The 20,283-nt window shown below is 39.9% G+C and carries 18 protein-coding genes; 7 read left to right on the top strand and 11 right to left on the bottom strand.

Annotated features, from left to right (window positions below; all coding sequences use genetic code 11):
* Positions 1 to 91: 91 nt before the first annotated feature.
* On the top strand, positions 92 to 2,068 hold the full coding sequence (gene uvrB / locus QT74_RS05650) for an excinuclease ABC subunit UvrB (protein ID WP_033765346.1): 1,977 nt from the start codon (positions 92 to 94) through the stop codon (positions 2,066 to 2,068).
* Positions 2,069 to 2,078: 10 nt separating this feature from the next.
* Here the strand turns inward: uvrB and QT74_RS05655 are convergent, their stop codons facing one another.
* From QT74_RS05655 to QT74_RS05680, 6 genes are all read right to left on the bottom strand, one after another.
* Positions 2,079 to 2,912: an outer membrane protein gene (locus QT74_RS05655; protein ID WP_033765294.1), complete on the bottom strand. Its 834-nt coding sequence runs from the start codon at positions 2,910 to 2,912 to the stop codon at positions 2,079 to 2,081.
* A 65-nt stretch (positions 2,913 to 2,977) separates the two neighbouring features.
* A complete protein-coding gene (gene purB / locus QT74_RS05660) occupies positions 2,978 to 4,300 on the bottom strand; it encodes an adenylosuccinate lyase (RefSeq protein ID WP_033765296.1) in 1,323 nt (440 codons plus the stop codon).
* Positions 4,301 to 4,409: 109 nt separating this feature from the next.
* Positions 4,410 to 5,354, bottom strand: a complete 945-nt coding sequence (locus tag QT74_RS05665; RefSeq protein WP_001922036.1) for a thiamine pyrophosphate-dependent enzyme — start codon at positions 5,352 to 5,354, stop codon at positions 4,410 to 4,412.
* A gap of 12 nt (positions 5,355 to 5,366) precedes the next feature.
* A complete protein-coding gene (locus QT74_RS05670) occupies positions 5,367 to 6,590 on the bottom strand; it encodes a 2-oxoacid:ferredoxin oxidoreductase subunit alpha (RefSeq protein ID WP_033765300.1) in 1,224 nt (407 codons plus the stop codon).
* Positions 6,591 to 6,599: 9 nt separating this feature from the next.
* Positions 6,600 to 6,992, bottom strand: a complete 393-nt coding sequence (locus QT74_RS05675) for a 4Fe-4S dicluster-binding protein (RefSeq protein ID WP_000656174.1) — start codon at positions 6,990 to 6,992, stop codon at positions 6,600 to 6,602.
* Positions 6,993 to 7,007: 15 nt separating this feature from the next.
* A complete protein-coding gene (locus QT74_RS05680; RefSeq protein WP_000486469.1) occupies positions 7,008 to 7,568 on the bottom strand; it encodes a pyruvate flavodoxin oxidoreductase subunit gamma in 561 nt (186 codons plus the stop codon).
* Between the two features lie 289 nt (positions 7,569 to 7,857).
* Between QT74_RS05680 and QT74_RS05685 the strand changes: the two genes are divergently transcribed.
* Complete coding sequence (locus QT74_RS05685) at positions 7,858 to 8,520, top strand: outer membrane protein (protein ID WP_033765302.1); 663 nt, start codon at positions 7,858 to 7,860, stop codon at positions 8,518 to 8,520.
* A 6-nt stretch (positions 8,521 to 8,526) separates the two neighbouring features.
* On the opposite strand, the gene QT74_RS05690 is transcribed toward QT74_RS05685, so the two are convergent.
* Positions 8,527 to 9,834, bottom strand: a complete 1,308-nt coding sequence (locus QT74_RS05690) for a hypothetical protein (RefSeq protein ID WP_033765348.1) — start codon at positions 9,832 to 9,834, stop codon at positions 8,527 to 8,529.
* A 176-nt stretch (positions 9,835 to 10,010) separates the two neighbouring features.
* Here QT74_RS05690 and QT74_RS05695 point away from each other — a divergent pair, with 176 nt between their 5' ends.
* Positions 10,011 to 11,201 carry a glycosyltransferase family 8 protein gene (locus QT74_RS05695; RefSeq protein WP_033765304.1) on the top strand — a complete coding sequence of 397 codons (1,191 nt, stop codon included), beginning with the start codon at positions 10,011 to 10,013 and terminating at the stop codon, positions 11,199 to 11,201.
* Between the two features lie 134 nt (positions 11,202 to 11,335).
* On the top strand, positions 11,336 to 12,502 hold the full coding sequence (locus QT74_RS05700) for a glycosyltransferase (RefSeq protein ID WP_033765306.1): 1,167 nt from the start codon (positions 11,336 to 11,338) through the stop codon (positions 12,500 to 12,502).
* 11 nt (positions 12,503 to 12,513) lie between these two features.
* On the opposite strand, the gene QT74_RS05705 is transcribed toward QT74_RS05700, so the two are convergent.
* From QT74_RS05705 to QT74_RS05720, 4 genes are all read right to left on the bottom strand, one after another.
* Positions 12,514 to 13,560 (bottom strand): NAD(P)-dependent alcohol dehydrogenase, encoded by a 1,047-nt coding sequence (locus tag QT74_RS05705; RefSeq protein WP_033765308.1) that lies wholly within the window; start codon positions 13,558 to 13,560, stop codon positions 12,514 to 12,516.
* Positions 13,561 to 13,721: 161 nt separating this feature from the next.
* On the bottom strand, positions 13,722 to 14,732 hold the full coding sequence (locus QT74_RS05710; protein WP_033765310.1) for a glucokinase: 1,011 nt from the start codon (positions 14,730 to 14,732) through the stop codon (positions 13,722 to 13,724).
* Positions 14,719 to 15,402: a 6-phosphogluconolactonase gene (gene pgl / locus QT74_RS05715; protein ID WP_033765312.1), complete on the bottom strand. Its 684-nt coding sequence runs from the start codon at positions 15,400 to 15,402 to the stop codon at positions 14,719 to 14,721. Before pgl ends, QT74_RS05710 begins: the two co-directional genes overlap by 14 nt.
* A gap of 11 nt (positions 15,403 to 15,413) precedes the next feature.
* A complete protein-coding gene (locus tag QT74_RS05720; RefSeq protein WP_033765314.1) occupies positions 15,414 to 16,691 on the bottom strand; it encodes a glucose-6-phosphate dehydrogenase in 1,278 nt (425 codons plus the stop codon).
* Between the two features lie 65 nt (positions 16,692 to 16,756).
* Here QT74_RS05720 and edd point away from each other — a divergent pair, with 65 nt between their 5' ends.
* The 3 genes from edd (at position 16,757) to hcpC (ending at position 20,161) form a co-directional block, all read left to right on the top strand.
* Complete coding sequence (edd, locus tag QT74_RS05725) at positions 16,757 to 18,583, top strand: phosphogluconate dehydratase (RefSeq protein ID WP_033765316.1); 1,827 nt, start codon at positions 16,757 to 16,759, stop codon at positions 18,581 to 18,583.
* A gap of 10 nt (positions 18,584 to 18,593) precedes the next feature.
* Positions 18,594 to 19,214, top strand: coding sequence for a bifunctional 4-hydroxy-2-oxoglutarate aldolase/2-dehydro-3-deoxy-phosphogluconate aldolase (locus QT74_RS05730; protein ID WP_033765318.1), 621 nt, complete (start codon positions 18,594 to 18,596; stop codon positions 19,212 to 19,214).
* A 74-nt stretch (positions 19,215 to 19,288) separates the two neighbouring features.
* The gene (hcpC, locus tag QT74_RS05735; RefSeq protein ID WP_033765320.1) at positions 19,289 to 20,161 is read left to right on the top strand and encodes a Sel1-like repeat protein HcpC; all 873 of its coding nucleotides are present in this window, start codon (positions 19,289 to 19,291) and stop codon (positions 20,159 to 20,161) included.
* The last annotated feature ends 122 nt before the right edge of the window (positions 20,162 to 20,283 follow it).

Here is a 20,283-nt window from a genome sequence, read left to right on the forward strand (position 1 = left end):
CCAATCATTATCAAAACATTGATTTTTTTGAGATTGAATAAGGCGTGTTAAAAAACCACTATAATACCCCTAAAAAATGCGAGTTTTAAAGATGCCTTTATTTGATTTAAAAAGCCCTTACCCACCAGCAGGCGATCAGCCCCAAGCTATAGAGGCCTTAACGAAAAGCTTGAAAAATAACAACCATTATCAAACTCTAGTGGGGGTTACAGGAAGCGGTAAGACTTACACGATGGCTAATGTCATCGCTCAAACCAATAAACCCACTTTGATCATGAGCCATAATAAGACCTTATGTGCACAGCTTTATAGCGAGTTTAAGGCGTTTTTCCCGCATAATAGGGTGGAGTATTTTATCTCCCACTTTGATTACTACCAGCCTGAAAGCTATATCCCTAGGAGGGATTTATTTATTGAAAAAGACAGCTCTATTAACGATGACTTGGAGCGTTTGAGATTGAGCGCGACCACCTCGCTTTTAGGTTATGATGATGTGATCGTGATAGCGAGCGTTTCGGCTAATTATGGTTTGGGTAACCCTGAAGAATATTTAAAAGTCATGGAAAAAATCAAAGTGGGCGAGAAGCGTGCTTACAAGAGCTTTTTATTAAAGCTAGTGGAAATGGGTTATAGCCGTAATGAAGTGGTGTTTGATAGGGGGAGCTTTAGAGCGACGGGGGAGTGCGTGGATATTTTCCCTGCTTATAATGACGCTGAATTTATTAGGATTGAATTTTTTGGCGATGAGATAGAAAGGATTGCTGTCTTTGACGCTTTAGAAAAAAATGAAATCAAGCGCTTGGATTCTGTCATGCTTTATGCAGCCAGTCAGTTTGCCGTAGGGAGTGAGAGATTAAATATAGCCATTAAAAGCATTGAAGATGAACTCGCTCTAAGATTGAAATTTTTTAAAGAGCAGGATAAAATGCTTGAATACAACCGCCTCAAACAACGCACCGAGCATGATTTAGAAATGATTAGCGCGACCGGTGTGTGTAAGGGCATTGAAAATTACGCGCGCCATTTTACAGGCAAAGCCCCCAATGAAACGCCTTTTTGTTTGTTTGATTATTTAGGGATTTTTGAGCGGGAGTTTTTAGTCATTGTGGATGAAAGCCATGTGAGTTTGCCGCAGTTTGGGGGGATGTATGCAGGGGATATGAGCAGGAAAAGCGTTTTAGTGGAATATGGTTTTAGATTGCCTAGCGCTTTAGACAACCGCCCTTTAAAATTTGATGAATTTATCCATAAAAATTGCCAATTCCTTTTTGTGTCCGCTACGCCCAATAAGCTCGAATTAGAGCTTTCCAAAAAGAATGTCGCTGAGCAAATCATTCGCCCTACAGGGCTTTTAGACCCTAAATTTGAAGTGCGAGACAGCGATAAACAAGTCCAGGATTTATTTGATGAAATCAAGTTAGTGGTGGCCAGAGATGAAAGGGTGCTTATCACCACGCTCACTAAAAAAATGGCAGAAGAATTGTGTAAATATTATGCTGAATGGGGCTTGAAGGTGCGTTACATGCATAGTGAAATTGATGCGATTGAAAGAAATCACATCATCCGCTCTTTAAGGCTTAAGGAATTTGACATTTTAATAGGGATCAATCTTTTAAGAGAAGGGCTGGATTTGCCTGAAGTCTCTTTAGTAGCGATCATGGATGCAGATAAAGAAGGGTTTTTAAGGAGCGAAACAAGTCTCATTCAAACCATGGGGCGAGCCGCTAGAAACGCTAATGGCAAGGTTTTATTATACGCTAAAAAGATCACTCAAAGCATGCAAAAAGCCTTTGAGATCACTAGTTACAGGCGCGCTAAACAAGAAGAGTTTAATAAAATTCATAATATTACTCCCAAAACCGTTACTCGCGCTTTAGAAGAGGAGCTGAAATTAAGAGACGATGAGATTAGAATCGCTAAAGCCTTAAAAAAGGACAAAATCCCTAAAAGCGAAAGGGAAAAAATCATTAAAGAACTGGATAAAAAAATGCGAGAATGCGCAAAAAATTTGGATTTTGAAGAAGCGATGCGTTTGAGAGACGAAATCGCTAAATTAAGAACGCTTTAAAAACTATCGCTTAAAAACTATAGGTGTAGTTGAAATAAACCGAGTAATTGCGCCTGAAATCAACTTGGTATAACAAGCTGTTGATCCCGTATTCTAAAAATCGTAAAACCTTTAGGACATCTTCACTATTATTGCTAATGTTATTCATGGAATAATAATGGTTAAAATAATAAGTGGGGATTTTAATCCCAAAGCCAAACTGGTTGCGCTTATTCCCCAAACGAACCCCTAAATTTACCAAAAATTGGAAACCATTTGGATCCACTTTCCCGCCAAAAGTGTCTAAAAGAAGGGCTTGATACAATAACGCATCGCTCAATTTGCCATACACTCCAGCAAAAGCAATCCCCAGATTGAACCCGGCAAAAAACTTATCCCCATTATAAGCGTTAAGCAATAAATCCATATAAGTGCCGTAAGTGGAAATGATAATAGACTGCGATTCTTTTGGACCATAAAGAGAAGCGCTCAAATCATAAAATAACCCCCACCTGAAGCCAAACCACTTCGTTTCTTCATGCTTACCCACCCATTTATAGCCTACCTGAACGCCAAAACCATTAGACACATACGAATTTTTAAAAACAGGGCTTAAGCCATCGCTAAAAATAATCTGGCTCTTATTGAATTGTTGGGATAAATTCAAGTTGCTGTAGTTGTGCTGAATGCTCCCTAACTGATACCCAAACCCCAAATAAAACGCCGATCTATCCGCATAGCGTTTGATGGGCGAAACCACCTTTTTATTAAAAAAAGTGTAATCCCCTTTAGTCAAAACATCTTTAAAACTATCCGCATGCAAGGCATAAGAAAGCCCTAAAACTAAATATAACGCTCGTTTCAAAAAACCCCTTAAAACTTCAATTTTTTAGCGCTTATTTTATAGTTTTGTTTTTGTAAAAACGCGCCTTATCCAAACACCCTTTTAAAAATCGCCCCCACATTTTTAGTGTAATAGCTGTAATCAAAACATGCTTTGATTTCATCCTCGCTCAAATATTTTTTCAAGCGTTCATCGTTGAGTAGGGCGTTTAAAAACAAATTTTCATCAGCGTTTTTAAAAGCGCCTTGTTGCAAAACCTCCCATATTTTCATCGCATTTTCTTGCACGATAGAATAGCTTTCTTCTCTGCTCAAACCTTTTTTAGGCAATTCCAATAACACCCGTTGCGAAAAGACTAGCCCCCCACTCAAAGCTAAATTTTTAAGCATGTTTTTAGGATAAACTACCAGATTTTCAATCACGCTATTTAGGCGGCTGAGCATAAAATCGCTCGTGATAAACAGATCGGGCAATGCAAAACGCTCCACAGAGCTATGGCTCATGTCCCTTTCATGCCATAAGGCGACATTTTCTAGCATGGGGGTCGTAAAAGAGCGAATCACCCTGCAAAGCCCGGTGATATTCTCGCTCAATATGGGGTTTCTTTTATGGGGCATCGCAGAGCTTCCTTTTTGCCCTGTTGAAAAAGATTCTTCCACTTCATAGACTTCACTGCGTTGCAAATGGCGGATATTGACAGCGATTTTTTCACAACTGCTCGCCAAAAGAGCCAGATCGCATGCAAGCCTAGCGTAGCGGTCTCTTTGAATGACTTGATTGCTGATATTAGCGGTTTTTAAGCCTAAAAACTCGCACGCTAATTCTTCTAATTCTAAGGGGGCGTGCGCGAAATTCCCCATAGCCCCACTGATCGCTCCCACGCTGATAAATTCCATTGTTAAATCTAAGGCTTTTAAATGCCGTTTGATTTCATCAGCAAAAAGGGCTAACACTAAGCCAAAAGTAATGGGTTCGCCAAACACCCCATGGCTTCTGCCCACCATTAGCGTGTCTTTATGCTCTAAAGCCCTGTTTTTAAGGGTTTCATAAAGGTTTTTAACGCCTTTTTGAATGAGCTTTAAGCTTTTGGTCATCAATAACGCCATAGCCGTATCAATGCAATCGCTAGAAGTGATCCCATAATGAAAAAAGCGGGATTCTTCGCCCAAGCTTTCAGCCACGCAAGTAGTGAAAGCGATTAAATCATGCTTATTGGTTTTTTCAATTTCTTTGATGCGCTCAAGATTGAATGCCGCTTTTGTGCAGATTTTTTCACAATCGCTATCTTGGATTTGCCCAAGCTTGTTCCACGCCTTAACGACAGCTTTTTCCACTTCTAGATAGGTTTCAAATTTGGTTTGCTCATTCCATAGGGCTTTCATTTCTTCATTCGCATAGCGTTCTAACACCGACAATCCTTAAAATCAAAATGGGATTTATGTTACTTTAAAGGGGTTTAAAGAATCAAGGGGAAAAATCGCACAAGACGCCAAAAAGCCCCTTGATTTAATGGAAGGGTTATACTTTAGCTTCTTCTCTGCGTTGCAAGTATTCCCAACGATCATTCACATCTTTTTGCAATTCTTCAATGATGTGTTCGTTTTCCTTTTTGAAAAGGTGTTTGAAACGTTTTTGCGCCCCTAAATAATCCCTTACAGGAATGATATTTCTTGGGCGGTAAGTGATTTTCAATTCCCTGCCATTAAAAATTTCAAATAAGGGGAACATCAAGCTATCCACAGCCATATCCGCTAATTCAATGGTTTTATTGGATTCAAATTTCCATTCAGTCGTGCATGGGCTAAGAGCGTTGATGAAGCAAGGCCCTTCAGTGTCTAGCGCGGTTTTAATCTTTTTGTTCATGTCTTTCCATTTGTTAGGCGAGAGTTGCGCCACATAAGGGACTCCATGGCTTGCCATGATATTGACGATGTCTTTTTTCTTTTCTTTTTTACCAAAGCTCACCGATCCTGCTGGCGTGGTAGAAGTGCTAGCCCCTAATGGCGTAGAGCCGCTTCTTTGACCGCCGGTATTGGCGTAGTTTTCATTATCTAAGCAAATGTAAGTCATGTCATGTCCTCTTTCCATGCAACCGCTGATGAATTGAAGACCAATATCATAACTAGCCCCATCGCCTCCAAACGCCACAAATTTTGGTTTTTGACCTTGATAGCGGCCCTTATTCACTAGCGCTTTATACATCGCTTCCACCCCTGAAATCGCTGTAGAGCCATTTTCAAAACCAATATGGATCCAAGGCACATCCCATGAAGTGTGCGGATACACAGCCGAGCATACCTCTAAACAACCGGTAGAGTTACCTAAAACAATAGGCCCATCTACGGCGTTTAGAACTTCGCGCACGATAATGCCATGCCCACAACCTGGGCAAAGCAAGTGCGAGCCTTGGAATTTTTCAGCGCTTTGGCTAAAACCTTTGAGTGTTTTGACTTCTTTTACCATGATATTTCCTTTTTAAAAAAAGCTCATTTTAGGGCCACGCAAGCCTACGAATTGTTGGGTAGGGTGCGTGAGCGTGCCTTTAAGAGCGTCTTCATTGATTTCTTCAAAAATCTCGCATAAATGTGCGATCGTCATATCCCTTTCGCCTAAACCATAGATATAGTTAGACACTACGGGGTGTTTAGTCCCTTGGGTTTGATACACCGCGCTTGTAACTTCATTAAACATCGCCCCCATAGCGCCGGCTGGAGAGCTTTTATCTAAAATCGCTAAAGCTTTAAGATTTTTCAAATCCTGCCCCAATCTTTCATAAGGGAAAGGGCGCAAGGAATGGATGGTCGCCACGCCGGCCTTAATGCCTTTTTTACGCATTTCTTTAGCCGCTACGATGGCGGATTCATAAGTAGTCCCTAACGCAAAAATAGCGATCTCAGCGTCTTCTAGCTGGAAAGTTTTGGTTAAATGGTATTGCCTGCCTGTCAGTTTAGCGAAATCATTAAACACTTCTTCAATCACAGAAGGCGCGCTCATGATCGCATGGTGGAGTTGGGCTTTATGTTCATAATGCCATTCTTCTTCAGCTTGCGCGCCATAGCTTACCGGTTTGTCAAAATCCAAAAGGGAATGTTTGGTTTGGTATTCGCCTACGAATTGATAAGCCACTGCATCGCTCAAAGGGCGGACATTTTGCACGGTGTGTGAGCATAAAAACCCGTCTTGATTGACAATAGTAGGCACGCGCACCTTTTGGTGCTCTGCGATTTTAAACGCCATTAAAGTGAAATCATAAGCTTCTTGAGGGTTGCATGTGCATAAACTGATCCAGCCTGAATCCCTACTCAAATACATATCAGAATGATCGCCATGGATATTCAAAGGGGCTGCTAAAGCGCGATTGACTAAATTCAAAACGATAGGCAAACGCATGCCAGAAGCTTGGTATAAAACCTCTACCATTAGCGCCAAACCTTGAGAGCTAGTTGCAGTGCTGACTCTCCCTCCAGCTGCCGCAGCTCCCACGCATGCGCTCATGGCGGCATGCTCAGATTCCACTAAAACGAATTCGCCATCAACATAGCCATTATCCTTAAACGAGCCATAATTTTGCACAATGGGCGTTGATGGGGTGATAGGATAGGCTGCAATGACATCAATTTGAGCCTGTCTTAAAGCGTTAGAACTAGCGGTATTGCCATCCCACACTTCTATCTCTTGCAATTCAATACTTCTTGCCATATTTTTTCCTTATGATTTTTTCTTTTCTTGTTTTTGCGGCCATTGAGTGAGAGCGGTGGCAGGCTCAATTTGCTCTTCAAACATCCATAGCGATTTAGGGTTGGTGGGGCAGACATCCACGCACACGCCACAGCCTTTACAATGGGAATAATCCACGCCTTTTAACTTGCCCTCTCTTGAAAGAATAGCAGCGTCTGGGCAATAAACCCAACAATTAAAGCAATTGATGCAAATATTATTGTTATGCACAGGCTTGGCCACGCGCCAATGAGCCACTGAAGTGGTGAAGTAGCTTTGCTCGGTGTAATGGCGCTCATCGTTGTGTTTTTCCATTTCGCTTTGTGCGTTTTTTTCAAAAGGGAAGAGCACCGCTCCCATTTCAAATTCATTCCAATCTTTCATCTTTAATCCTTAATGTTATTGAACTTCTTCATAAGCTCTTTGGATAGCGAGCATGTTAGCGTCAATGACTTCTTGCGTGAGTTTTTTGCCTAAAACTTTCTTAAAAGCTTCTTTAAAAGCCTCAATTTCAAGCATGCCAGACACTTTCATTAAAGCCCCTAACATGGGCGTGTTAGGGATGGGGCGTTTTAAGGTTTCCATAGAGATTTTTAAACAATCCACTAAAAACACCTTACGGGTTTTTAATTCAGGTTTTTTTTCAAACAATTCTTCTTTACTGAGATAGCTAGTGATGATATAAGTCGTGTCTTCTTTTTCATTAGCGAAGATGTTTTCAATGAAAACCAAACCAGGGTCAATCACTAGCACATAATCAGGCTGCATGAAGCGTTCATGGTTTAAAATAGGCTCATCATCAACGCGGTTATAAGCCATCATAGCAGCCCCCCTTTTAGCTGAACCATAAGAAGCGAACGCTTGCACTTCTTTGCCTGTTTTTGAAATCACATCAGCCAACCCTTTAGCACCGGTGATGGCGCCTTGACCAGCTCGTGCATGCCATCTAATTTGAAACATGGTAATATGTCTCCTTAATATCGTATAAAATAAATTGAATTTAGCCTAAATATTATACAAGAAAAACTATTAATGTGTCTTATAACAATAATCTTTTTAGGAATTTTTATAGGAAAATGGGGGCATACCTACAAGAATTATGGCTATTTTATGGCCATTTATTCTAAAAAGATAGGCGTTCTTAATAAAAATCACTAATATTTATTTTAAACTTTGTTATTATTAGGGCGTGATTTGATCTTAATCTATTAGGGCAAGTGTGGGGCAGGATAACATAAGGAATTGGGTTATGGATAAAACAATGGTTAAAATATTGATAGGCATGGCGTTATTATCATCGCTTCAAGCCGCGGAGGCAGAGCTTGATGAAAAATCAAAAAAACCTAAATTTGCGGATAGGAATACATTTTATTTAGGGGTTGGGTATCAACTTAGCGCGATCAACACATCTTTTAGCACCGAGTCTGTAGATAAATCGTATTTCATGACCGGCAATGGCTTTGGTGTGGTGTTAGGGGGGAAATTTGTGGCTAAAACGCAAGCTGTAGAGCATGTGGGTTTTCGTTACGGGTTGTTTTATGATCAGACTTTTTCTTCTCACAAATCCTATATTTCTACCTATGGTTTGGAATTTAGCGGTTTGTGGGACGCTTTCAATTCGCCAAAGATGTTTTTAGGGTTAGAGTTTGGCTTAGGCATCGCTGGGGCGACTTACATGCCAGGAGGAGCTATGCATGGGATTATCGCTCAAAATTTAGGCAAAGAAAATTCGCTTTTCCAATTGCTTGTGAAAGTGGGTTTTCGTTTTGGCTTTTTCCACAATGAAATCACTTTCGGGTTGAAATTCCCTTTCATTCCTAACAAAAGAACTGAAATCATTGATGGCTTGAGCGCGACTACTTTATGGCACCGCTTACCGGTAGCTTATTTCAATTATATCTATAATTTTTAGATATGGTTATTTAGAGGTTTTAGATTTGACAAAATCAATTAACTCTCGTGTGTCTATGGTTAGGGTTAAGAATTGCTGATAAGTAGTGATCCACTTGCCCCCTTTCCCATACAAATGATACCCATCGCCCCCACCTAAAAAGTTAAAAAACGCATCCGCTCGCACGCTTATCCATTTATTTTTATAAACATAATAAAGCCCTATCATGTCAAAATTAGGGGCTCTATACCATGGCAACCCGGTATAAAGGGATTGGCCATAAGTGGCATAAAAGTGCATTTGGGGTTTGTTGGAAAAATAATACCTGTTAAAAATCCCAAAGCCTTTGTATTGCACTTGGGCGTAAAATTCCCCCCCAAAGCTGTTATAAAATTGAGCGTTTTTACACTCGCTAGCGTAACGCACGCAATAATGGGTTTGAGACGATTGCGTGCCAAAAGTCATAAAGATGTTATCCATATAAGGCATGAGGTTTTTAAAATCCGCTTTAAGATAAGCGTGGTAATAAACCCTATCCAAAATAGTAGGATTAGAGTATTTCCCTATTTCTCCCCCTTGTGGGTTATCTTTTTGACTGAAATAAGGGTAGCCATTAGGCCATTGTGGGGTTGCATCGCCTGGTTTAAAGTAGGAATTCCCGCCATAAGGGTAATTATCTCCCATGCTGTGAGAGCTAGCGTTATGAAAGATCACAAGTTGTCCCCCTAAACCTAAATACCCTTTAAGAAACTGAAATTCTGAAGAAACAAAATATAAAAACTGGCTGAAGTCGTAATTTTTCTTTTTGGGCTGGTTGTTCCAATTGCGCCCCCCATACCAATCAACAACGCCCTCAAACCACCCATTCCACCAGCGATTAGGATCATAAGCCGGTTTGAATTGGAACGCTCCTCCCCTAAAAGTAGGATCAATAAACCAAAAAAGTTTTTTAAAAGCGCTCAAAGGGTAATGCCCTATTTGGTAGCTTCGTGGCACAATCCCTAAAAAAAATCTCAAATTTTTTCCTATGTATTGGTAATACATCGTAACCCCCCAAGAATAAGGGAAGTAGCTATAATGCGTGTGTAAATTTTGAATGAACCACGCTCCAAACATTAAGGCTTGTCTTTTGTCTAACTGGACGCCAATTTGAGGCATGAGACGGACTTTCATGTTGGTTAGGCTATTCCAATAAGGGTTGTTGTTTGGGGCAACTAAGTTGTAATTAAAGCTCATGAACTTCAAGTCATAGACAAAACTAGCCGCTTTCATTAAAGGCGCTATTAAACAACCTGAAAACAACAACGCGCCAAGAGATTTTTTCAAGAAAATCAAATTAAACACAGCCCCTTTCATCATCTTTTAAAATTGTAGCATTTAAAGATAAAATGCAAAGAGTGAATTTTAGATTAATTTTCATTAAATGGCATAAAAATAAGAGTTAGAGCCTTTCAAATGCGGTTTTTTTTTTTTGGATAAAATAGCTTCAAAAAAGGGGTGTTTCATTTTCTATGACTTCAGATTCAAATCATTCTTTCAAAGAGCAAGATTTTCATATTCCTATCGCTTTTGCATTTGATAAGAATTACCTTATTCCCGCAGGCGCATGCATTTATTCCTTGTTAGAAAGTATCGCTAAAGCCAGTAAAAAAGCGCGTTACACTCTATACGCTTTAGTGGTGGGCTTGAACGAAGAAGATACAGCGAAACTCCACCAAATTGCAGAGCCTTTTAAAGAATTTGCTACTCTGGAAGTGAGGGATATTGAGCCTTTTTTAGACGCTATCCCTAACCCTTTTGATGAGGATTTTACCAAGCGTTTTTCTAAAATGGTGTTAGTGAAGTATTTTTTGGCGGATTTATTCCCCAAATATTCTAAAATGGTGTGGAGCGATGTGGATGTTATCTTTTGCAAAGAATTTAGCGATGATTTTTTAAACATTAAAGAAGATGATGAGAATTATTTTCATGGGGTTTTGGAAGTTGAAAAGAACCACTTAATGGAAGGGTTTTTGTTTTGCAATTTAGATTACCAACGCAAGAAAGATTTTACCTTAAAAATGCATGAGCTTTTAAAAGGGAATAAGGCTAAAGAGGAATTGGATTTTACGAAATGGTGTTGGCCTAACATGAAGGCTTTAGGGATTGAGTATTGCGTTTTCCCTTGGTATTACACGATCAAAGATTTTTCTAATGCATACTTGAACGAGAATTATAAAAAAACCATTTTAGAAGCGCGAAAGAACCCTATCATTATCCACTATGACGCTTGGTGGGGGGCCGTGAAGCCTTGGGATTACCCTTTTGGTTTGAAAGCGGATTTATGGCTGAACGCTTTGGCTAAAACCCCTTTTATGAACGATTACACCAAACAAATACATATTAATGAGAGCTTTTACACCACAAAAATGGCCCAACAACATTATTTTTCTCCAACAAAGTCTTCAAAAGACATTCTGTTTAAAACGCCGTATTTGTTTTTCAAGTCGTATTTGTTTGTTGTGTTTAAAGAAAGAAAAATCCATTCAAGAATTTTTGAATTAATCTGCATTTTAGTGAAAAGATCTTTCAAAAAGCTTGTTTATTGGGTGTTTTTTATGCCTAAAGCGTTAGCTAAAAGGGTGGTTAGTAAGATCCTTAGGATTTTAGGACTCCATGGGATTGTGAAAAAAATCCTAATCAAGCTTTTAAAAAAGGGCTAGGATAAAAGATTTAACACCTTTTTTAAATTAATTTCCATTAAAAACAACATAAAAACCAAAAAACAAAACCCTTTCAAATGCGGTTTTTTTTTTTTGGATAAAATAGCTTCAAAAAAGGGGTGTTTAATTTTATTATGACTTCGGTTTTAAATCATTCTTTCAAAGAGCAAGATTTTCATATTCCTATCGCTTTTGCATTTGATAAGAATTACCTTATTCCCGCAGGTGCATGCATTTATTCCTTGTTAGAAAGTATCGCTAAAGCCAATAAAAAAGCGCGTTACACTCTATACGCTTTAGTGGTGGGCTTGAATGAAGAAGATACAGCGAAACTCCACCAAATTGCAGAGCCTTTTAAAGAATTTGTTGCTTTAGAAGTGAGAAATATTGAGCCTTTTTTAGACGCTATCCCTAACCCTTTTGATGAGGATTTCACCAAGCGTTTTTCTAAAATGGTGTTAGTGAAGTATTTTTTGGCGGATTTATTCCCCAAATATTCTAAAATGGTGTGGAGCGATGTGGATGTTATCTTTTGCAAAGAATTTAGCGATGATTTCTTAAACATTAAAGAAGATGATGAGAATTATTTTCATGGGGTTTATGACAAAATATACCCGTATGAAGGCTTTTTTTATTGCAACTTAACTTACCAGCGAAAAAATCAATTTTGTAAAAAAATATTAGAAATCATACGCACGCAAAAAATAGATAAAGAACCGCAATTGACAGAATTTTGTCGTTCAAAGATCGCGCCATTAAAAATAGAGTATTGCATTTTCCCACACTACTATAGTCTTTCTGAAGAGCATTTAAAGGGTGTGGTCAATGAAATCTATCACAACACCATTAAACAAGCCCTAAGAGAACCTATCGTTATACAATATGACTCTCATCCTTATTTTCAAATAAAACCTTGGACATATCCTTTTGGTTTAAAGGCGGATTTATGGCTAAACGCTTTGGCTAAAACCCCTTTTATGAACGATTGGTCTTATTTGATCACAGGGGGTGGGGAAATAGGTGGAGAAAAATGGCACTACTACCATAGCGTTGTTGCATACCATTACTACTTCCCTTTGTGGAAAGTAGAAGAGCAGATTGCCCACGACGCTCTTAAGACATTTTTAAAACATTATTTTTTGCACATTCATGAAATGCCTAAAAATGCAAAGCGAAGACTATTCAAATATTGTGTTTCAATACCAATCAAGAGCCTTATTAGCAAAACCCTTAAAATTCTAAAACTCCATGCATTAGCAAAAAATACCCTAATCAAACTCAAGCTCTTAAAAAAGAGCTAAAATAAAAGCCTTTAGTCAAACGATTTTTTCATATCAATCACATAGCGGAATTTCGCTTTCCCATGGGTTAGGTTGTGATAAGCCGTGTCAATATCCTTGCCTAAGATCAAATCTATTTCAGGGTAAATATTGTGTTTGATAGAAAAATCCATCATTTCTTGGGTTTCTTTAATGCCCCCAATCAATGAGCCATAAACCTTGCGATTGCCTAAATGGATAAAATCAAAAACGCTAAGCACTGGAGCGACTTCTACAGGGGGGAGCCCCACAAGGGCTAATTCGCCACTATAAGTTAAGAGCTTGAGGTAGTCTTTTAAATCGTAATGGGTAGGAATGGTTGAAATGATAAAATCCAATTCTTCTTTGCATTGTTTGGGGTCCGTGTAGAAATGTTTGACCCCCATGCTTAAAGCGTCCTGCTTTTTGTGTTCGTTTCTTGCAAAAACGCTCACTTCAGCCCCCATAGCCACAGCGTATTTAACCGCCATGCTTCCTAGCCCACCAAACCCAGCGACGCCCACTTTTGTGCCTTTAGTAACCTTAGAAAATTTTAAGGGCGAATAAGTGGTGATGCCCGCGCAAAGCAAGGGGGCTACTTTTTCTAAAGGAGCGTTTTTATCCACGCTAATCACATAGTTTTCATCCACGACAATGTTATTAGAGTATCCGCCCATGTGGGGTTCGTTGTCATGGAAAGAATCCAAACAATCGTAAGTAAATACCACTTTGGTGCAAAATTGCTCTTGGTGTTCTTTACAGGGCTTACACGACTTACATGAATTGACAAAACAGCCCACGCCCACCACATCGCCAACCTTAAATTTCTTAACTTCCTTACCCACTTCTTTGATGACCCCAGCAATTTCATGCCCAGGAACCATAGGATAAATGCCTTCTTTCCATTCGCTATAAGCGCTATGAATATCGCTATGACAAATCCCCGCATAAAGAATGTCAATCAACACATCTTTAGGGCCTACAGCATGGCGGCTAAAATCATGGGGCTTGAAATGCCCGTCTTTAGAAAAAATAGCAAAACCTTTAGATGGAACTCTCATTAAAACTCCTTGTTTGATTAAAATACCGCTATTGTATCGTTTTTATGGTTTGCTTATGTTTCTATAGGTTTAACTAATTTTATAGCTGTTGGTTATATGGTATCGTTGTTTGGCGCGTTTAAACGCACCCCTTAATATAAGCCGCCTCTATCTTAACGCTACTATATCTTATCATGCAGTAAATAATTCTCTAACGCAATGCCTGCCCCATCAAGTCCGGGAGTTTTTTTCATCACGACATGCACAGGGATAGAAGCGAGAAACGCTCCCATGCGCCCTTTCGTTTCAAAACGCGTTCTAAAGGGCGAAGTTTTAAAATAATCAATGAATCGTGGGATAATCCCCCCACACAAATACACGCCCCCTCTAGCCCCCAAAGTGAGAGCCACATCAGCAGCGAGCGTGCCTAGCATGGAGCAAAAAGTGTCCAAGGTCAATCGGCATATAGGGTAATCCCCATTCAAAGCGCGTTCGCTAATGATTTGCGGGGTTAATTCAGCCTTGCTTAACTTCGCCACTTTTTCTAAACCTTTGCGCTTAGACAGGGCTTCATAAATCAACACTAGGCCACTACCGCTTAAAAACCTTTCCGCACTCACATGGTTGAATTTAGAGCGAGCGTATTGCCACACTAAAATTTCTAAATCATCAAAAGGGGCAAAGCTCACATGCCCCCCTTCGCCGGGTAAGACTTTCAAAGAGCCATCGCTATTTTGGATAAGAGTGCTTACCCCAAGCCCGGTTCCTGGCCCTAAAATCGCTTTAGGGGCGTTGATTTCGCACTTAATCCCGCCTATTTGAGCCAAATCGTTTTCTTGCATCGCGCTAATGGCATAGGCTTGCGCGACAAAATCATTGATGACAAGCAATTTTTTTAAAGTCAAACATTGCCGTGTCGTTTCAATAGAAAAAGTCCAATGGTTGTTCGTCATTTGGACAAAATCCCCCATAATAGGCGTAGCCACAGCAAAAGAGCCATAAATAGGGTGCAGTTTAAGGCTTTCTTTGCATTTAGAAAGGTAAAATCGCACCGCATCGCTCAAGCTCTCAAAATCTTCGCACCGCAAGACTTCAATGCATTCAATCTGTCGTGGGGCGACTTCCAAACCAAAGCGCGCGTTCGTGCCGCCAATATCGGCTAATAGTCTTGGGTAAGTTTCAGTTTTTGGCATAAAACACCTCCGTGGTAACTTTTTTAGAATGTAAAATCCGAGCGATCGGCAGAGAATAGGGGGCGTTTTCTTTTAAAGCTTTTTCTAAAACCTCCCTTTTTTCTACCCCGCTAATGCTTAAGAAAAGTTTTTCGCAATTTTCTAAGGCGTTAACAGACATGCTCAAGCGCTCATAAGGAGCGTTAATTGGCTTAGTCAAAACGATATTTTCTTTTTCTTCGTTTAAAAAAGCGCTCGTTTCGGGAAAAAGGCTAGCCGTATGCCCGTCAGTCCCCATGCCCAAAATGGCTAAATGGGGCTGTTTGAAATGCTGGTTAGCAAAATGAAAAAGCGCGTTTGTATCGCTAGAAATCTTTTTGGGCAAAAGCGGGGTGAAAGAAGCTTTTAAGGCGTTATTTTGCAACAAGTAATCATGCAATAATTTAGTGTTGCTATCCTTGTGGCTTGTGTCTATAATGCGTTCATCTACCAAACTGATTAAACACTCATGCCATTTGAGATTCAAGACGCTCAATTTTTGCAACAAACCAATGGGCGAACGGCCCCCAGAAAAAGCGATAGAAACTTGATGATGCTTTTTTAAGGCGTTGTTAAAAAATTCTTTAAAACGCTCTATTAAAGCCTTGTGGCAATCTTCTAAACTTTCAAATTCAAACAATTGATAACCCATGAAAATCCCTTTTACTGATAGAGTGGTTTTAAAAATTCTGATTCGTTGAGATTATGGCTTTCATAGGAATGTAAGGGCGTGGCGTTATTCATAAAACCTTCTATGAGCGTGTCAATAAACACCCATGACGCTTCTAATTCCAATTGGTGGGCGAAATTATTGTGGTTATTTTGTATCGCATCATAGAGCAATTTAGCGTAGGGCTGTAAAAATTCTTGTTTGTTATGGGTTTCTAAAATAAGGGGGTTTTGATTGTCTTTTAGGGTGAGGGTGATTTTATCTTGAGAGAGGAAAAATTCTAGCGTATTAGTGGCATTAAAATGGATTTTCACGCTCGCTTGGTTGCGGGGCATTTTTTTAGCGTGCTTAAGGTAGAAAGGCACGCCTTTAAATTTAGGCGTATCCAAAAAGGCTTTAATAGCGACAAAAGTTTCTGTCTGGCTCTCTTTATTAACCTTATTTTCATCTCTATAGCCTTGATACTGGGCCCGAATAACCTGTTTTTTAAAGTCTTTAGGGGGTTGTAAGGTTTTTAAAACTTTGATTTTTTCTTTTCTCAAATCCTTTAAATCGTTGGGTAAATCTGTAGCGATAAGGGATAAAACTTGCAAGAGGTGGTTTTGAACCATATCCCTTAAAGCCCCGATTTTATCGTAAAATTCGCCCCTTTCTTCCACCCCCAAAGTCTCATACACGCAGATTTCAACCGCGCTGATTTGATCCCATAAAATGTTTAAGATAGGGTTATTCAAGCGCAATTCAAGGATATTTTGAACGCCCTTTTTCCCTAAATAATGATCGATTCTAAAGATTTGTTCTTCTTTAAAAAAAGCGCTAATGCTTTGGAAAATCTCTTGACAAGTCTTTAAATCATGCCCTAAAGGCTTTTCTAAAATCAAGCGAGTGTTGGCGTGATTGAGTGCGTTTTGGGCCAAATTTTGAGCGGTCGTTGCAAAAAAACTAGGCGAGATAGAAAAGTAGAAGATCAAGGGCTTATTTTTTGTAGCGATTTTACTCAATTCTTCAAAGTCTTTAGGGTTATCCAAACGGACGCGCAAATAACTGATATGGGCTAAAAATTCCTCACCCTTTTCTCTTGAATGCAACTGCGTTTTTTCACAAAGGAGCGCTAAAAATTCTTCATTGGATAGTTCCTTACGCCCCGATGCGATAATTCTAGAATCTTTTTTAAAACCATAATGGGTATAAATTTCATAGAGCGAAACGAAGAGCTTTCGCATGGCTAAATCCCCAGTCGCACCAAAAAGAACCAAATCAAAATCCAACATCAATAACCCTTTTAGAGTGTTTTTAAGTTATTATTATATATTAAATCTTAATTGAAGGGGTGTTCATGCCTAAGCATTCTTTAGAACAAATCAAAGAAAAAATTACAGAGCGTAGCAAAAAAACCAGAGAGTTTTATTTAGAAAATATCTTTAACCCTAAAAACCAGCCCAAGATTGAGAGTTTGGGTTGCGCGAATATTGCGCATGTTACTGCGAGCATGCCAGAGCATTTAAAGATGCCTTTAGGTTCGCATAAAAGAAAGCATTTTGCGATTATCACGGCTTATAATGACATGCTTTCAGCCCACCAACCTTTTAAAAATTACCCTGATTTGATTAAAAAAGAGTTGCAAGAGCATAACGCTTATGCGAGCGTCGCTAGTGGCGTGCCAGCGATGTGTGATGGTATCACGCAGGGTTATGATGGCATGGAATTGAGCTTATTCAGTAGAGATGTGATTGCCTTAAGCACCGCCGTGGGGTTAAGCCATAATGTTTTTGACGGGGCGTTTTTTTTAGGCGTGTGCGATAAAATCGTGCCAGGCTTGCTTATAGGAGCGTTAAGTTTTGGGAATTTAGCGAGCGTGTTTGTGCCAAGTGGGCCTATGGTGAGCGGAATAGAAAATTATAAAAAAGCCAAAGCGCGCCAAGATTTTGCACTAGGAAAAATCAACAGAGAAGAGCTTTTAAAAGTGGAAATGCAAAGCTATCATGATGTGGGCACTTGCACTTTTTATGGCACGGCTAATTCCAATCAAATGATGATGGAGTTTATGGGGTTGCATGTGGCTAATTCTAGTTTTATCAACCCTAACAACCCCTTACGAAAGGTTTTAGTAGAAGAGAGCGCGAAAAGATTAGCGAGCGGGAAAGTCCTGCCTTTAGCCAAACTCATTGATGAAAAAAGCATTCTTAACGCTCTTATAGGTTTGATGGCAACAGGAGGTTCTACTAACCACACTTTGCATTTGATCGCTATCGCTAGATCTTGCGGGGTGATTCTCAATTGGGACGATTTTGACGCAGTTTCTAACCTCATACCCCTTTTAGCTAAAGTCTATCCTAACGGATCAGCGGATGTGAACGCTTTTGAAGCCTGTGGGGGATTAGCGTTTGTGATCAAGGAATTGTTAAAAGAGGGGCTTTTATTTGAAGACACTCATACCATCATGGATACAGAAACGCAAAAAGGCATGCAAAATTACACCAAAACCCCCTTTTTAGAAAACGACCACTTGGTGTATAAAGACGCTGTTAATCATAGCCTGAATACGGATATTTTACGCCCTGTTAGCGAGCCTTTCGCCGCTAATGGGGGGCTTAAAATCTTAAAGGGTAATTTAGGGCGGGCCGTGATTAAAATCTCAGCCATTAAAGATGAGCACAGGAAAGTTAAGGCTAGAGCGATTGTTTTTAAAACCCAAAGCGAATTTTTAGAACGCTTTAAAAATAAAGAATTAGAAAGGGACTTTGTGGCGGTCTTGCCTTTCCAAGGGCCTAAATCTAACGGCATGCCAGAATTGCACAAACTCACCACGAATTTAGGGGCTTTGCAGGATATGGGCTATAAGGTCGCACTCGTTACAGATGGGCGCATGAGCGGGGCGAGTGGGAAAGTGCCTAGCGCGATCCATTTAAGCCCTGAGGGAGCGTTGAATGGGGCGATCATTAAGATTAAAGATGGCGATTGGATAGAATTAGACGCTCCTAATAACGCCCTGAATGTGCTTGAAAAGGATTTTGAAAATAGGGGCATCAACCCCTTGTTTTTAGAAACCTTAGAAAATTTAGAAAAGCCTACTTTTGGGCTTGGTAGGGAATTATTTACAAGCTTGAGATTGAATGTTAATACGGCTGAAGAGGGCGGCATGAGTTTTGGTATAAAGGTATAAAGGAGATAAAATGCAAGATAAAATAATAGAGGTTTTACAAATCAGCCCCATTGTCCCTGTGGTGGTGATTGAGGATTTAAACGACGCTGTGCCTTTAGCGCAAAGCCTGATAGAGGGGGGTATTCCAATCATAGAAGTTACTTTGCGATCCAGTTGCGCTTTAGAGGCCATAGAGCTTATCGCTAAGAATGTGCCAGAAATGCACGTGGGTGCTGGCACGATTTTAAATCTTACTCAATTAGAGCAAGCGCAAAATAGAGGGGCAGAGTTTTTGATTAGCCCGGGCCTTACGCCTAGCCTTTTAGAACACGCAAAGAAAAAAGGCATGCCCCTAATACCTGGGGTTTCTAGCAGTAGTGAAGTCATGCAAGCCTTAGAATTGGGCTATAACGCTTTGAAATTTTTCCCGGCAGAGTATTGCGGGGGCGTTAAGCTTTTAAACGCTTTTAACGGCCCTTTTAAAGAGGTGAAATTTTGCCCCACTGGGGGGATTAGTGCAGATAACATGCGTTCTTATTTGAATTTAGAAAATGTTTTGTGCGTGGGGGGGAGCTGGCTTACCCCTAAAGATTTGATTCAAAACAAAGAGTGGGATAAGATCACAGAAATTTGCAAGCGGGCGTTAGCTTAAGATAACAAAGAGATCATGGCATTTTGTATTTGCTTAATAACACTATAATAAAATTTTTAATAAGGAGATACATCATGTTAGAAAATGTCAAAAAGTCCTTTTTTAGGGTTTTGTGCTTGGGTGCGTTGTGTTTAGGGGGGCTAATGGCAGAGCAAGATCCTAAAGAGCTTGTAGGTTTGGGTGCAAAGAGCTACAAAGAGCAAGATTTCACTCAGGCTAAGAAATATTTTGAAAAAGCTTGCGATTTGAAAGAAAATAGCGGGTGCTTTAATTTGGGGGTGCTTTATTATCAAGGGCATGGGGTGGAAAAGAATTTGAAAAAAGCCGCCTCCTTTTACGCTAAGGCTTGCGATTTAAATTACAGCAATGGGTGTCATTTGCTAGGGAATTTATATTACAGCGGGCAAGGCGTGTCTCAGAACACCAATAAAGCCCTACAATACTACTCTAAAGCGTGCGATTTGAAATACGCTGAAGGGTGCGCGAGCTTAGGGGGGATTTATCATGATGGTAAAGTGGTAACTAGGGATTTTAAAAAAGCGGTGGAATATTTCGCTAAAGCGTGCGATTTAAACGATGGCGATGGTTGCACGATATTAGGGAGCTTGTATGATGCAGGCAGAGGCACGCCTAAAGACTTGAAAAAGGCGCTCGCTTCGTATGACAAAGCTTGCGACTTAAAAGACAGCCCAGGGTGCTTTAACGCAGGGAATATGTATCATCATGGCGATGGCGTGGTAAAGAATTTTAAAGAGGCTCTCGCTCGTTATTCTAAGGCATGCGAGTTGGAAAATGGCGGAGGGTGTTTCAATTTAGGGGCTATGCAATACAATGGCGAAGGCGTAACAAGGAATGAAAGACAAGCCATAGAAAACTTTAAAAAAGGCTGTAAATTGGGTGCTAAAGGGGCGTGCGATATCCTCAAGCAGCTTAAGATCAAAGTTTAGTTTGAATAAGGCTTGATCAAACGGCTTTAAAAAGCGAACTTTTGGGGGTTAGGGGATTTAAAAGGAGGTTTTAGAGGAGTAGGGGAGAATAATTTCAAAATACTTCCTATCCCCTTAAGATA

This window comes from Helicobacter pylori SA213A, assembly GCF_000476275.1.
Taxonomy (GTDB): Bacteria; Campylobacterota; Campylobacteria; order Campylobacterales; family Helicobacteraceae; genus Helicobacter; species Helicobacter pylori_CL.

Bases quoted from the DNA above. Each gene is read 5' to 3' on its own strand.
- uvrB (WP_033765346.1), top strand. From the start codon at position 92: ATGCCTTTATTTGATTTAAAAAGCCCTTACCCACCAGCAGGCGATCAG.
- QT74_RS05665 (WP_001922036.1), bottom strand. From the start codon at position 5,354: ATGGTAAAAGAAGTCAAAACACTCAAAGGTTTTAGCCAAAGCGCTGAA.
- QT74_RS05670 (WP_033765300.1), bottom strand. From the start codon at position 6,590: ATGGCAAGAAGTATTGAATTGCAAGAGATAGAAGTGTGGGATGGCAAT.
- QT74_RS05675 (WP_000656174.1), bottom strand. From the start codon at position 6,992: ATGAAAGATTGGAATGAATTTGAAATGGGAGCGGTGCTCTTCCCTTTT.
- QT74_RS05680 (WP_000486469.1), bottom strand. From the start codon at position 7,568: ATGTTTCAAATTAGATGGCATGCACGAGCTGGTCAAGGCGCCATCACC.
- QT74_RS05685 (WP_033765302.1), top strand. From the start codon at position 7,858: ATGGATAAAACAATGGTTAAAATATTGATAGGCATGGCGTTATTATCA.
- QT74_RS05695 (WP_033765304.1), top strand. From the start codon at position 10,011: ATGACTTCAGATTCAAATCATTCTTTCAAAGAGCAAGATTTTCATATT.
- QT74_RS05700 (WP_033765306.1), top strand. From the start codon at position 11,336: ATGACTTCGGTTTTAAATCATTCTTTCAAAGAGCAAGATTTTCATATT.
- QT74_RS05705 (WP_033765308.1), bottom strand. From the start codon at position 13,560: ATGAGAGTTCCATCTAAAGGTTTTGCTATTTTTTCTAAAGACGGGCAT.
- QT74_RS05710 (WP_033765310.1), bottom strand. From the start codon at position 14,732: ATGCCAAAAACTGAAACTTACCCAAGACTATTAGCCGATATTGGCGGC.
- pgl (WP_033765312.1), bottom strand. From the start codon at position 15,402: ATGGGTTATCAATTGTTTGAATTTGAAAGTTTAGAAGATTGCCACAAG.
- QT74_RS05720 (WP_033765314.1), bottom strand. From the start codon at position 16,691: ATGTTGGATTTTGATTTGGTTCTTTTTGGTGCGACTGGGGATTTAGCC.
- edd (WP_033765316.1), top strand. From the start codon at position 16,757: ATGCCTAAGCATTCTTTAGAACAAATCAAAGAAAAAATTACAGAGCGT.
- QT74_RS05730 (WP_033765318.1), top strand. From the start codon at position 18,594: ATGCAAGATAAAATAATAGAGGTTTTACAAATCAGCCCCATTGTCCCT.
- hcpC (WP_033765320.1), top strand. From the start codon at position 19,289: ATGTTAGAAAATGTCAAAAAGTCCTTTTTTAGGGTTTTGTGCTTGGGT.